Genomic DNA, 12,881 nt, shown 5'->3' with positions numbered 1-12,881 from the left:
CTCTCGGCGCTCGCGCGCCGGTCGGGCCGCGTCGCGCTGACTAGGCTGGGGCTATGGCTGAGAACTCCTGGTCGCTCGGCCGCGCGCTGCGCGGCATGTTCGTGAAACCGACGATCGACGAGACGACGTGGGAAGACCTCGAGACGGCGCTTCTGACCGCCGATTTCGGCCCCGACATCACCGAGCGGATCATCGACGAACTGCACGAGAAGGTCGACCGCTACCGCACGACCGACCCACGCGACCTGCAGCGCATGCTGAAGGAGACGCTCGAAGAGCACTTCGCGAAGTTCGACACGACCCTCCGCCTCACGGAGCGGCCCGCGGTCGTCCTCGTCGTCGGAGTCAACGGCGTGGGCAAGACGACGACGATCGGCAAGTTCGCGAAGTTCCTCCAGCGCTATGGCCGCTCGGTCGTCGTCGGCGCCGCAGACACCTTCCGCGCGGCGGCCGTCGACCAGCTCGCGACGTGGGCCGAGCGCGGGGGAGCGACGATCGTGCGTCCCCAGCAGGCGGGTCAGGATCCGGCATCCGTCGCCTATCAGACCATCGACTACGCGAAGCAGTCGGGCACCGAGATCGTGCTCGTCGACACCGCCGGGCGCCTGCACACCAAGGGCGGACTCATGGACGAACTCACCAAGATCCGCCGCGTCATCGAGAAGCAGGCGCCGATCAGCGAGGTGCTGCTCGTCCTCGACGCGACGACCGGCCAGAACGGCGTCATGCAGGCCGAGGCGTTCCTCGAGCACGCGGGTGTCACCGGCCTCGTCATCACGAAGCTCGACGGGTCGGCCAAGGGCGGATTCGTCCTCGCCGTGCAGGAACGCACCGGCATCCCGGTCAAGCTCCTCGGCCAGGGCGAGGGCATCGGCGACCTCACCGGCTTCACTCCGCACGTGTTCGTCGAGGCGCTCGTCGGCTGAGTCGGGCCGCGTCGGTGGACGCGAACACGCCGGGGTGGTTGCATAGATCCATGGCGATCGAGCACGACTACTTCGGACTGCTGGAGTCGGGACCCGACGGATCGATCTTCTGGTCGGAGTCCGTCGACTTCGCGGACCAACGGGTGACCGTCGACCTCACCGCGCCCGACCAGGACGACGTGTCGCAAGATGCGCTCGACGTGGCCGCCGCGATGATCTCCTCGCTCGAACAGATCGACCTCACGGCGCGCAACGCGATGGTCTCGGAGCTCGACGACCGCACGAGCGAGGTGACCGAGTACCTGCTGCAGCAGCAGGAGCAGTTCGGCGAGGAGATCGCCGACCTTCTCGTCGACATCTCCGGCGACGTGCACATCGACATCATCCGGTCGCTGCAACTCGTGTCGATGACGATCCTCGCCGACGAACACGGCGGATCCGATCCGTTCGCCGTGCTCGAGTACGCCCTCGACGCGGATGCCGCCGACGACGTCCTCCTCGTGAACCTCACGAGCGACGGCAGCGTCCAGTCGGTGACGAGCGCCGAGTAGCCGCACCCCACACCCCACCCCTGCCGGGAGCGGGGGAGTCACACCGCCTGGGCGAACTCGGCGTCTCGCGCGAGGTGCGTCAGGTGTGCGGGGATCTCCCGGCCCTTCGAGAGCATCGACTGCGCCCACAGGCGCCCGGCCCGGTACGACGAGCGCACGAGGGGCCCCGCGAGGACGCCGAGGAACCCGATGCGCTCGGCCTGCTCTTTGAACTCGACGAACTCCTGCGGCTTCACCCAGCGCGCGACCGGCAGGTGGCGTGGTGTCGGCCGCAGATACTGCGTGATCGTCACGATGTCGGTGCCCGCATCGTGCAGGTCCTGCAGCGCCTGGACGACCTCTTCGGCCTCCTCGCCCATGCCGAGGATCAGGTTGGACTTCGTGATGAGCCCCGCAGCTCGCGCCTGTGTCAGCACGTCGAGCGAGCGCTCATAGCGGAACCCGGGGCGGATGCGCTTGAAGATCCGGGGAACCGTCTCGACGTTGTGGGCGAACACCTCGGGTCGCGCCGCGAAGACCTCGCCGAGAAGGGCCGGGTCTCCGTTGAAATCGGTGGCGAGAAGCTCGACGCCGGTCCCGGGGTTCATGGCATGGATCTGGCGGATCGTCTCTGCGTTCAGCCACGCGCCGCCGTCGGGGAGGTCATCGCGTGCGACGCACGTGACGGTCGCGTACCGCAGCTGCATGCGCCGGACGCTGTCGGCGACGCGGCGCGGCTCGTCCGTGTCGTACGCCGCGGGCTTGCCGGTGTCGATCTGGCAGAAGTCGCACCGCCGCGTGCACTGCGATCCGCCGATGAGGAACGTCGCCTCGCGGTCTTCCCAGCACTCGTAGATGTTGGGGCAGCCCGCCTCCTGGCAGACGGTGTGGAGCTCCTCGCCCTTCACGAGCGACTGCAGCGCCTGGTACTCCGGCCCCATCTTCGCTTTCGTGCGGATCCACTCGGGCTTCCGCTCGATGGGGGTCTGCGCGTTCCGCACCTCGAGGCGCAGAAGCTTCCGGCCTCCGGTATCGACGGAAGAGGATGCCGACGACGCGCCGCCCGTGCCGCAGGCGCTCATACGGCGACCGCCGCAGCGCCGGCGGGCACGGCCGAGGTCGCGAACGAGTCGCGGAACGCCTCCGCGACGGCATCGGCGAGGTCGGCGGGAGAGACGTCTCGGCCGAGCACCTCGCTGATTGTCGTGACCCCGGCATCCGCAATGCCGCAGGGGATGATCTGCGAGAAGGCGAGGAGGGAGTTGTCGCAGTTGAGCGCGAATCCGTGCATGGTCACGCCGCGCTGGACGCGCACGCCGATCGCCGCGATCTTGTCCTCCGACAGCATCCGCCGCACCCACACGCCGCTCCGACCCTCGACGCGGTATCCGTCGACGCCGACTTCGCGCAGCAGATCGATCAGGATGCCTTCGATCCGCCGCACATGGGCGACGACATCGACCGGCTCTGTGAGCCGCACGATCGGGTACCCGACGAGCTGGCCGGGCCCGTGCCAGGTGATCTTGCCTCCGCGGTCGACGTCGACGACGGGGGTGCCGTCGGTGGGGCGCTCGTCGGGCGTGGTGCGGGCGCCGGCGGTGAAGACCGGCTCGTGCTCGAGGAGCAGCAGGGTGTCGGGTCGCTCGCCCTGGACGACGCCGGCGTGCACCTCGCGCTGGAGCGCCCAGGCATCCGTATAGGGGACGTAGTCGGGCGCCAGGCCCACCGTGCGCACGTCGAGCATGACGCTCCTTCGGTGTCGAGTCGGGGTGAGAGTTACTGTACCGCGTCCAACAATACGCCCTCGCTACAGTGAAGGCATGAGCACCGGCCGGCCTCGCGCGACGTCGCGCGACACGATCGCCGAGGCGGCGAGCGAGCTGTTCCTCGAGCAGGGCTACGCCCAGACGACCGTCGCCGACATCACGCAGCGCGCCGGTGTCAGCCGTTCGAGCTTCTTCAACTACTTCTCCTCGAAGGCGGACGTCCTCTGGGCGGGGCTCGACGCACGCATCGAGACGCTCACCGACCGGCTGTCCGGCGGCGCCTCCGTCAGCGAGTCGCTGCAGGTGCTGGGGGATGCCTTCGCACCTGACAGCCTCGCACTGGCGCTCGTGCACGCCGAGGCGATGGGACTCGGCGACGAGCTCGTGCGCGAGGCTGGGGTCCGCCGCTCGCGGATCGCGTCCGCCGTCGCCGCGCGGCTGCGGCTGGACGGCGCCGCGGCGATCTCCGCCGAGGTCGCCGGCGCAGCCCACGCCGGTGCGGTGCTCGCCGCCATCGAGGCGTGGGCGCGCGCCGGCGCCGGACAGGCCCCTCTCGGCCCGCTGCTCGACGAGGCGCTGGACGCCGCGGCATCCACCCTGCCCTGACCCGCACCCGGACGCGTCGTGCAGGTCCGCCGACCGGCGCAGCCCTCCGCTCGGGAGGAACGGGTTCGGAGCCGGTGCGGCCGCGGTCGGCGCGATGAAGGTCGAGGTGCTCCCGTAGAATCGTCGCATCATGGCGACTTTCGGCACCCTCTCCGACCGGCTCACAGAGACCTTCAAGAACCTCCGCACCAAGGGCAAGCTCACGCCCGCGGACGTGGACGGCACCGTCCGTGAGATTCGGCGGGCGCTGTTGGATGCCGACGTCGCGCTGATCGTGGTCAAGGACTTCACCGCGAAGGTGCGCGAGCGCGCCCTGGGTGATGAGGTCAACAAGGCGCTCAACCCCGCGCAGCAGGTCGTGCAGATCGTCAACGAGGAGCTCGTCGCGATCCTCGGCGGCGAGCAGCGTCGGCTGCAGTTCGCGAAGACCGCGCCGACCGTCATCATGCTCGCGGGCCTGCAGGGTTCGGGTAAGACGACGTTCGCCGGCAAGCTCGCGAAGCAGCTCGAGAAGGACGGGCACACCCCGCTCCTCGTCGCCGCCGACCTGCAGCGTCCGAATGCCGTCAACCAGCTCCAGGTCGTCGCCCAGCAGGCGGGCGCCGCGATCTACGCCCCGGAGCCGGGGAACGGGGTCGGAAACCCCGTGCAGGTCGCCCGCGACGGCGTCGAGACGGCGCGCCGCCAGCAGCACGACGTCGTGATCATCGACACCGCCGGCCGCCTCGGTGTCGACGCGGAGCTCATGAAGCAGGCCTCCGACATCCGCAAGGCCACCGACCCCGACGAGGTGCTGTTCGTCATCGACGCGATGAGCGGACAGGATGCCGTGAACACGGCCAAGGCCTTCCAGGAGGGCGTCGACTTCACGGGCGTCGTGCTGTCGAAGCTCGACGGCGACTCCCGCGGCGGTGCGGCGCTGTCGGTCGCGTCCGTCACGGGCCGGCCGATCATCTTCGCGTCGACCGGCGAGAACCTCGACGACCTCGAAGCCTTCCACCCGGACCGCATGGCGAGCCGCATCCTCGACCTCGGTGACATCCTCACCCTCATCGAGCAGGCCCAGCAGGCGTTCGATGAGGAGGAGGCGCGGAAGGTCGCCGACAAGCTCGCCAACGAGCAGTTCACCCTCGAGGACTTCCTCGACCAGCTTCAGCAGATGAAGAAGATGGGGTCGATGAAGAAGATGCTCGGGATGCTTCCGGGCATGGGTCAGATGAAGCAGCAGCTCGAGAACTTCGACGAGAAGGAGATCGACCGCACCGAGGCGATCATCCGCTCGATGACGCCGGGGGAGCGCCGGAACCCCAAGGTCCTCAACGGCTCGCGGCGTCTGCGCATCGCGCGCGGCTCGGGCATGACGGTCACCGACGTCAACCAGCTCGTGCAGCGATTCGAGCAGGCCGCGAAGATGATGAAGACCGTCGCGCGCGGCGGGGTGCCCTCGGTGCCCGGCATGGGCTCGCTCGGCGGCAAGCCCGGCGCGTCCAGCAAGCGCGGCGCCAAGAAAAAGTCGTCGGGAGGATCGCGGTCGGGGAACCCCGCGAAGCGCGCGGCAGAGAACGCCGGCCTCGCCGCGGCCGCCACGACGACCGCTCCCGCCGGATCGGGCTTCGGGCTCGGTGCCGGCGGTGCCGGCGCGCAGCCGAGCGAGGCCGACCTCGCCGAGATCCAGAAGCTCTTCGGCAAGGGCTGAGCGGCAGGCATCCGGTCGCCGACGTGCGGCAGGCATCCGATCCCCGGATGAGCGAATGTCCCCGGATGCGCGGATGCCTCTTACGCGGGTACCGCGAGGTGCTCGCGCAGGCTCGGACCCTCGCGGAACTCGCGCATGAGGTGTTGGACGACGGCGCGGAGGTCTCCGTCCGACGCATCGGCGACGGCGAGCTGACGCTGATAGCTCGCACCTCGCGCGAGGATCGTCTCGAGACCGGCGAACTCGCGCGCGCAGTGGAGCTCCTCGGCGACCGGTCGGAGCGTCTCGATCGTCTCCTCGAGATGGTCGACGACGGCGCGCTCGGTGCCGTCGCGGTCGACGATCGCCCGGGCGTCGAGGCCGTAGCGCGCCGCGCGCCACTTGTTCTCGCGCACGAACCACGGCTGCAGGCGTTCGAGCGAGCCGCCCTCGTCGAGCACACGGGAGAAGTGCTCGACGAGCACCTGCACGAGTGAGGCCACCGCCGCGAGCTCGGGAAGCGTCGACATGCCGTCGCACGCGCGCACCTCGATCGTTCCCCAGTGCGGAGCGGGGCGGATGTCCCAGCGCACCTCCGTCGGATCGGCCATGACGCCGGTGCGCACCATGTCGTCGAGGAACGCCTCGTACTGCGCCCAGTCCTCGAGCGGCCAGGGGAGCCCCGCCGTCGGGAGCTGCTGGAACACGAGAGCCCTGTTCGACGCGTAGCCCGTGCGTTCGCCCGCCCAGAACGGGCTGGACGCCGACAGGGCCTGCAGGTGCGGGAGGTACGTCGAGAGTGCGCCGATGATGGGGAGCACCTTGTTCACGTCCTCGACACCGACATGCACGTGGATGCCCCAGATCATCATGTTCCGCCCCCACCACTGCGTCCGCTCGATGAGCGTGTGGTAGCGGGTCTTGTCGGTGACCTCCTGGTCGAACCACTGCGCGAAGGGATGACTGCCGGCGCACAGGAGCTCGATGCCGCTCGGGTTCGTGAGCTCGCGCACCTGCCCGATCGCGTCGGCGATGTCGTCGACGGCGGCGGCGACCGTGTCGCCCACGCCGCTCGTGACCTCGATCGTGTTGGTGAGGAGTTCGCCGGTGACCGTGTAGCGCTCGTGCTCCGTTCTCTCCTCGAGGTCGGGGAGGATGTCCGGGGCGCGGCCGACGAGGTCGCCGCTGTCGCGGTCGGCGAGCATGAGCTCCCACTCGATCCCCACGGAGGAGCGGGCGGAGGTCGCGAAGGGCACCGTCATGGCGTCAGTTTGACACGCGCGCGGCGCTGCGCCGCGCCGAGAGGCCGCCGGGTTCGCGGCATCCGTCACAATCTGGCAAAATGGACGGTTGGACCGCGTCGCTCGACCCTCTATCCGGCGAAGCCGGTCCACCGCAGAGCTTCCGCCGGGTGTGCACCCCACGCTCCAGGCGACGTTCATCACCTCACTCACACCATTCAGGAGAATTGTGGCTGTCAAGATCCGTCTCAAGCGCCTCGGCAAGATCCGCGCGCCCTACTACCGCATCGTCGTCGCCGACTCGCGCACCAAGCGCGACGGTCGCGTGATCGAGGAGATCGGCCAGTACCACCCCACCGAGGAGCCTTCGGTCATCAAGGTCGACTCCGACCGCGCGCAGTACTGGCTCTCCGTCGGCGCTCAGCCGACCGAGCAGGTCACCGCGCTGCTGAAGCTCACGGGCGACTGGGGCAAGTTCAAGGGCGACAAGAACGCCGTCTCGACCGTCAAGGTCGCGGGCGAGAAGGAAGAGTTCGTCGCCGACTCCGCCAAGAAGTCGGTCATCAAGCCGAAGGCGGAGAAGAAGGTCGAAGAGCCGGTCGCCGAGACCGCCGACGAGGCCGAGGCCCCCGCGGCCGACGCCGAGACCGAGTCCGAGTAATCCCGGTGCTGGCCGCCGCGCTCGAACACGTCGTCAAGGGGATCGTCGATCACCCGGACGACGTCGTCATCCGCTCGTCCACCTCGCCCCGCGGCGAGGTGCTCGAGGTGCGTGTGCACCCCGACGACCGGGGACGGGTGATCGGGCGCGGCGGGCGCACCGCGAAGGCGCTGCGCACCGTTGTGACCGCCCTCGCCGACGGCACGCGCGTGCGCGTCGACGTCGCGGACGACTGACGTGGCCGCCGCCGAACCCGCCCGCACCCAGTTGCGCGTCGGGCGCCTCGTCAAGGCGCACGGGCTCAAGGGCGCCCTCAAGCTCGAGCTGTACACCGACGACCCGGACGGGCGTTTCGTCCCCGGTGCCGTCTTCACCCTGCAGGTGCCGGCGTCGTCGCCGTGGCACGGCAAGACCGTCACGGTGCGCGAGTTCCGCTGGATGAACTCCCACCCCGTCGTCTTCTTCGACGACGTCGACGACCGTGACGGCGCGGAGTCACTGGTCCGCGCGATCCTCTGGATCGACCAAGACGACGACGCTCCGGCCGAAGAGGATGCCTGGTTCGATCACCAGCTCGTCGGCCTCGACGTCGTGCGCGACGGGAAGAGCGTCGGCCGCGTCATCCGCGTCGATCACTTCCCCGCACAGGACCTGTTGATCGTCCGCCCGTTCGGCGGCGACGGCGAGATCCTCGTCCCGTTCGTCGCGGCGATCGTCCCCGAGGTCGACGTCGAGCACGGACGCGTCGTCGTCACCCCGCCCGCGGGCCTGTTCGAGGAGCTGGCAGAGGACGAGACGGACGCTTCGGCGACCGTCGAGCCGGATGCCGGCGACGACCGCGACGTCGAGGGCGCCCCAGCGGAACCGTCCGAGGACTGACGTGCGCATCGACGTCGTCACGATCTTCCCGACCTTCTTCGACGTCCTCGAGGTGTCCCTCCTCGGCAAGGCGCGCGGCGCAGGACTTCTCGACGTGCGCGTGCACGACCTCCGCGATCACACCCACGACCGGCACCACACGGTCGACGACACACCGTACGGCGGCGGCGCCGGAATGGTCATGAAGCCCGAGCCGTGGGGCGAGGTGCTCGACGAGATCGCCTCCGCCGCCGCGGCGGACGGCATCCGCCCCGTGTTCGTCTTCCCCTCTCCTGCCGGCGAGGTCTTCACACAGGCGACGGCGCGGGAGCTGTCCGAGACGCCGCACCTGGTGTTCGGCTGCGGGCGCTACGAGGGCATCGACGAGCGGGTGTTCGACTACGCGCGGACGCTCGGCGAGGTACGCCTCGTGAGTCTCGGCGATTACGTCCTCAACGGGGGAGAGGTCGCGGCGATGGCGATGATCGAGGCGATCGGACGCCTCGTGCCGGGTGTCGTCGGAAACCCCGAGAGCCTCGTCGAGGAGTCGCACGAGGACGGGCTCCTGGAATACCCGTCGTACACCAAGCCGGCATCCTGGCGAGGGTACGACGTGCCGGACGTCCTCCTCAGCGGCCACCACGGCAAGGTGGCGCAGTGGCGCCACGACCAGCAGGTCGCCCGCACGCGCGAGCGTCGCCCCGACCTCCTGCGCTGACCGCCGCCCTCTCGCCGACACGGCACGCAGGTTCAGCGGACGCCGAGGAACGAGCGGTCGGTGAGGATGATCGGGCCGTCGGCGGTGATCGCGACGGTGTGCTCGGCGTGCGCGCCGCGCGAGCCGTCGACGCTCCGGAGCGTCCACCCATCGGGGTCGGTCACGAGCTCATCGGTGGTCTGCAGGAACCACGGCTCGAGCGCAACGACGAGGCCGGGGCGCAACGGGTACCCGCGGCCCGGCTTGCCGTCGTTGGGCACGTGCGGGTCGCCGTGCATCACACGCCCGACGCCGTGCCCGCCGAAGTCGGTGTTGATCGAATAGCCGTCGGCGTGGGCGACGGTTGCGATCGCGTGCGAGATGTCCCCGATGCGGTTCCCCGCCACGGCCGCGGCGATCGCGGCATCCAGTGCACGTTCGGTCGTGTCGATGAGCGCGAGGTCCTCGTCGCGCGGCGTGCCGACGACGAACGAGACCGCCGAATCGGCGACCCAGCCGTCGACCGACACCGCGAAGTCGAGCGAGACGAGGTCGCCGTCGCGGAGGGCGTAGTCGTGGGGGAGACCGTGCAGGACCGCATCGTTGATCGACGTGCAGATGACCTTGCCGAACGGGCTCGCGCCGAACGAGGGGTGGTAGTCGATGTAGCAGGACTCGGCGCCGGCCGCGCGGATCATGTCGTGCGCGCGCTTGTCGATCGTGAGGAGATTCGTCCCGACCTTCGTGTCGTCGCGGAGCGTTGCGAGCACCTCCGCCACGAATCGGCCCGCGGGCCGCATCGCTTCGATCTCGGCCGGGGTGCGCAGTTCGATCATCGTGATCCTTTCCTCAGGTTCCATTCTGGTGCGTCGGCGTACCATCGAGGACATGGGCCTGCGCAGAGCGTTCTATCGATGGATGATCCCCGGTGCGTTCGTGCTGCCGCTGTGGCTGTTCATCGGCTGGATCGTGTCGGGGGCGAGCGCGCTGTCGCTGCTGTGGGTGTTGATCTCGGCGCCGATCGTCTTCGTCGGCCAGCTCGTGCTGTCACTCCTCGTCCGCGCCCGCGGCACCGCGCGCGCCGAGCAGGCCGCCTCGTGGCAGGACGTATGGCTGATCGGCGGCTGGAACGTGCTCATCGTCACCCTCGGCTTCTTCTCGAACCCGTGGTGGTGGGGCCTGTTCGCCCTGACGATCGCGGTCGGGCTCGGGGCTCTGTGGAGCGTGCTCTGGCAGCTCTGGCAGGAGGCGGGGTCGCGCAGCGTCCTCCGCGCCTCGAACGGTGTCGGATACATTCCCGCGCAGGCGACCCCGCGGCAGGGCGCCACGCCCCAGGATGCCGAGGTCATCGTCGTCCGCGAGAAGAGCGATCCTCCGGCATCCTGACGGGCCGCCGCGCGTCGGGCGCACGTTTTGGTCGGAGTGCCCCCGGCATGGCAGAATGGTTGATCGTGCCCTGACCAGGCTCTGCCTCAGGGGAGTACGGTGCCGGCATCCGACACCTCGGGCACACACCACTTTTCCCAACTCATCTCGCGATCGACCTGTGGCGGTCGCAGGAAGTGACGATCATGCAGATCCTCGACTCCGTCGACGCGGCATCGCTCCGCAGCGACATCCCCTCCTTCGGCCCCGGTGACACCGTCAAGGTGCACGTGAACATCACCGAAGGAAGCCGTTCGCGCGTCCAGGTGTTCCAGGGTGTCGTCATCGGCCGTTCGGGCGATGGCGTCCGCGAGACCTTTACGGTCCGCAAGATCAGCTTCCAGGTCGGCGTCGAGCGCACCTTCCCGGTGCACTCCCCGGTGATCGACCACATCGAGGTCGTCACTCGCGGTGACGTGCGCCGCGCGAAGCTGTACTACCTCCGCGAGCTCCGCGGCAAGAAGGCCAAGATCAAGGAGAAGCGCGACAACTGACGCGCTCATCCGAAGGCCCCGGGACGGTTCGCTCCGCCCGGGGCCTTCGTCGTTCCCGGGCGCGCTCGGCGGCGCGGCGTCGTGCGGAACTGCGGCGCGAGTGTGGGATTCTTGAGGGGGCGCGTGACGACTCGCGGCGCGCCGGCGAGAAGGACGTGCATGAGCTCGGAGAACCTGGCCTCCCCGTCGGCGGGGGTGCCCGACACGGGCCTGCGCCCTCGGCCGCGTCGGCGGCGGGGATTCTGGCCGCTCGTGCGGGACGTCCTCGTGATCATCGTCGTGGCCGTGCTCGTCTCGTTCGTGATCAAGACGTTCTTCGTGCGCTCCTTCTACATCCCCTCCGGGTCGATGGAGCAGACCCTCCTCGTGAAGGATCGCATCCTCGTCGACGAGATCACGCCGCGCTTCTCGGGATACGAGCGCGGCGATGTGGTCGTCTTCCGCGACCCGGGCGGCTGGCTGCCGGTCAGCCCGAAGGTCGATCGCGCGCCGGTCGCCGAGGCGTTCGACTGGCTGCTGTCGCTCGTGGGGCTCACCTCGCCCGACAGCGACGAGCACCTCATCAAGCGGATCATCGGGGTGGGCGGGGACCACGTCGTGTGCTGCAACGCGCTCGGCCAGGTGACGGTCAACGGCACCCCCATCGACGAGACGGCCTACCTCAACCTGCCGGACGGCCGGAGCGCGCCCGAGCCGGTGCCCTACGACGTGACGGTGCCCGAGGGGTCGCTGTGGGTCCTGGGTGACAATCGCGACCGCTCGCAGGACTCCCGCTATCACACGGAGCAGCCCTCGCAGGGCTTCGTACCCCTGGAGAACGTCGTGGGACGCGCCTTCCTGATCACGTGGCCGCTGAACCGCTTCGGTCCGATCGACTTCCACCACGACGTCTTCGCCGGCGTGCCGGAGGGGACGGCGCCGTGACCGTCGTCGCTCCGCGTCTGACCGTCGAAAGACGGCTGCTGCGCGAGCACGCCGTCGTCATCGCCTGCGACGAGGTCGGGCGCGGCGCGCTGGCGGGACCCGTCGCGGTCGGCGCGGTGGCGATGGATGCCGCGGGCGCCCGCCGCCGCGTCCCCGACGGCCTGCGCGACTCCAAGCTCGTCGCCGAGCATCGTCGCCCCGCCGTCGCGGAGCGCGCCGCCGCGTGGGTCGGCGCCTCGGCGATCGGATGGTCGAGTGCCGCCGAGATCGACCAGGTCGGCATCATCCGAGCACTCGGACTGGCGGCACTGCGGGCGATCGCGGACCTCCGCGCCGCGGGCGTCGTCCCGGAAGAGGCGATCGTGATCCTCGACGGCAACCACGACTACATCACGCCCGCGGGCGGCACAGATCTCCGGGTCCAGCCGATCGTCAAGGCCGATCGCGATTGCGCATCGGCAGCCGCCGCCTCGGTCCTCGCCAAGGTGGCGCGCGACGCGGTCATGGTGTCCCTCCACGACGAGGAACCGGTCTACCAGTGGGCGCGTAACAAGGGCTACGCCAGCGCCGAGCACCGCGCCGCGATCCGCTCGGTCGGGCTCAGTACACACCATCGTGCGTCGTGGGCGATCGCCGACGCCCCGACGCTCTTCTGACGGGCATCCCGCCCACGAGGACGCGCCTAGACTGGACGCACCATGGATGACGAAGTCTTCGAGGATTACGATCGCGAGCTCGAGCTGGCTCTGTACAAGGAGTACCGCGACGTCGTGTCGCAGTTCGCCTATGTCATCGAGACCGAGCGGCGGTTCTACCTCGCCAACGACGTCAACGTCGTGCGGCGCGACACCGAGCACGACTTCTACTTCGAGATCTCGATGACGGACGTCTGGGTGTGGGACATCTACCGCGCCGACCGCTTCGTGAAGTCGGTCCGCGTCCTCACGTTCAAGGACGTCAACGTCGAAGAGCTACCGCGCCGCGACTTCCAGCTTCCCGAAGAGCTCTCGCTCGACTCCTGACGCGCGCCGCGCGGTGAGTTCATCGACCTCTCCACAACCGGCCTCTTTCCGGATCT

At 69.4% G+C, this 12,881-nt stretch carries 17 protein-coding genes; 13 read left to right on the top strand and 4 right to left on the bottom strand.

Annotated features, from left to right (window positions below; all coding sequences use genetic code 11):
• The first annotated feature begins 53 nt into the window (after positions 1–53).
• Both ftsY and ACRVYW_RS01405 read left to right on the top strand, forming a co-directional pair.
• Positions 54–926 (top strand): signal recognition particle-docking protein FtsY, encoded by an 873-nt coding sequence (gene ftsY, locus ACRVYW_RS01410; protein WP_431800976.1) that lies wholly within the window; start codon positions 54–56, stop codon positions 924–926.
• 50 nt (positions 927–976) lie between these two features.
• Entirely contained in the window at positions 977–1,477 is a 501-nt protein-coding gene (locus ACRVYW_RS01405; protein ID WP_431800974.1) for a DUF2004 domain-containing protein, read from the top strand.
• 38 nt (positions 1,478–1,515) lie between these two features.
• Here the strand turns inward: ACRVYW_RS01405 and lipA are convergent, their stop codons facing one another.
• On the bottom strand, positions 1,516–2,538 hold the full coding sequence (lipA, locus tag ACRVYW_RS01400) for a lipoyl synthase (protein WP_431800972.1): 1,023 nt from the start codon (positions 2,536–2,538) through the stop codon (positions 1,516–1,518).
• The gene (gene lipB / locus ACRVYW_RS01395) at positions 2,535–3,200 is read right to left on the bottom strand and encodes a lipoyl(octanoyl) transferase LipB (RefSeq protein ID WP_431800971.1); all 666 of its coding nucleotides are present in this window, start codon (positions 3,198–3,200) and stop codon (positions 2,535–2,537) included. Before lipB ends, lipA begins: the two co-directional genes overlap by 4 nt.
• Positions 3,201–3,276: 76 nt before the next feature.
• On the opposite strand from lipB, the gene ACRVYW_RS01390 reads away from it, so the two are divergent.
• Positions 3,277–3,828, top strand: a complete 552-nt coding sequence (locus ACRVYW_RS01390) for a TetR/AcrR family transcriptional regulator (RefSeq protein WP_431800969.1) — start codon at positions 3,277–3,279, stop codon at positions 3,826–3,828.
• A gap of 130 nt (positions 3,829–3,958) precedes the next feature.
• On the top strand, positions 3,959–5,524 hold the full coding sequence (ffh, locus tag ACRVYW_RS01385; RefSeq protein WP_431800967.1) for a signal recognition particle protein: 1,566 nt from the start codon (positions 3,959–3,961) through the stop codon (positions 5,522–5,524).
• 80 nt (positions 5,525–5,604) lie between these two features.
• On the opposite strand, the gene ACRVYW_RS01380 is transcribed toward ffh, so the two are convergent.
• The gene (locus tag ACRVYW_RS01380) at positions 5,605–6,765 is read right to left on the bottom strand and encodes a glutamate--cysteine ligase (RefSeq protein WP_431800965.1); all 1,161 of its coding nucleotides are present in this window, start codon (positions 6,763–6,765) and stop codon (positions 5,605–5,607) included.
• A gap of 208 nt (positions 6,766–6,973) precedes the next feature.
• Between ACRVYW_RS01380 and rpsP the strand changes: the two genes are divergently transcribed.
• The 4 genes from rpsP to trmD are packed head-to-tail and all read left to right on the top strand — an operon-like array spanning position 6,974 to position 8,981.
• Entirely contained in the window at positions 6,974–7,405 is a 432-nt protein-coding gene (gene rpsP, locus ACRVYW_RS01375) for a 30S ribosomal protein S16 (RefSeq protein WP_431800963.1), read from the top strand.
• Between the two features lie 5 nt (positions 7,406–7,410).
• Entirely contained in the window at positions 7,411–7,641 is a 231-nt protein-coding gene (locus ACRVYW_RS01370; RefSeq protein ID WP_431800962.1) for an RNA-binding protein, read from the top strand.
• A 1-nt stretch (position 7,642) separates the two neighbouring features.
• A complete protein-coding gene (rimM, locus tag ACRVYW_RS01365) occupies positions 7,643–8,284 on the top strand; it encodes a ribosome maturation factor RimM (RefSeq protein ID WP_431800960.1) in 642 nt (213 codons plus the stop codon).
• 1 nt (position 8,285) lies between these two features.
• A complete protein-coding gene (gene trmD, locus ACRVYW_RS01360) occupies positions 8,286–8,981 on the top strand; it encodes a tRNA (guanosine(37)-N1)-methyltransferase TrmD (protein WP_431800958.1) in 696 nt (231 codons plus the stop codon).
• 32 nt (positions 8,982–9,013) lie between these two features.
• Here the strand turns inward: trmD and map are convergent, their stop codons facing one another.
• Positions 9,014–9,796: a type I methionyl aminopeptidase gene (map, locus tag ACRVYW_RS01355; protein ID WP_431800956.1), complete on the bottom strand. Its 783-nt coding sequence runs from the start codon at positions 9,794–9,796 to the stop codon at positions 9,014–9,016.
• 52 nt (positions 9,797–9,848) lie between these two features.
• Here map and ACRVYW_RS01350 point away from each other — a divergent pair, with 52 nt between their 5' ends.
• The 5 genes from ACRVYW_RS01350 to ACRVYW_RS01330 all read left to right on the top strand — a co-directional run bounded on the left by ACRVYW_RS01350 (position 9,849) and on the right by ACRVYW_RS01330 (position 12,825).
• Entirely contained in the window at positions 9,849–10,346 is a 498-nt protein-coding gene (locus ACRVYW_RS01350; protein WP_431800954.1) for an MFS transporter permease, read from the top strand.
• A gap of 185 nt (positions 10,347–10,531) precedes the next feature.
• Positions 10,532–10,879, top strand: coding sequence for a 50S ribosomal protein L19 (gene rplS, locus ACRVYW_RS01345; protein ID WP_431800952.1), 348 nt, complete (start codon positions 10,532–10,534; stop codon positions 10,877–10,879).
• Positions 10,880–11,038: 159 nt separating this feature from the next.
• Entirely contained in the window at positions 11,039–11,803 is a 765-nt protein-coding gene (lepB, locus tag ACRVYW_RS01340) for a signal peptidase I (protein ID WP_431800950.1), read from the top strand.
• A complete protein-coding gene (locus ACRVYW_RS01335; RefSeq protein WP_431800948.1) occupies positions 11,800–12,459 on the top strand; it encodes a ribonuclease HII in 660 nt (219 codons plus the stop codon). Before lepB ends, ACRVYW_RS01335 begins: the two co-directional genes overlap by 4 nt.
• A gap of 42 nt (positions 12,460–12,501) precedes the next feature.
• Positions 12,502–12,825: a DUF2469 family protein gene (locus ACRVYW_RS01330; RefSeq protein WP_431800946.1), complete on the top strand. Its 324-nt coding sequence runs from the start codon at positions 12,502–12,504 to the stop codon at positions 12,823–12,825.
• The last annotated feature ends 56 nt before the right edge of the window (positions 12,826–12,881 follow it).

This window comes from Microbacterium sp. bgisy203 (assembly GCF_965345155.1).
In the GTDB taxonomy this organism is placed as follows: domain Bacteria; phylum Actinomycetota; class Actinomycetes; order Actinomycetales; family Microbacteriaceae; genus Microbacterium.
The sequence above is the reverse complement of the archived record's forward strand: the minus strand, read 5'-3'. Positions and strand labels throughout refer to the sequence as shown.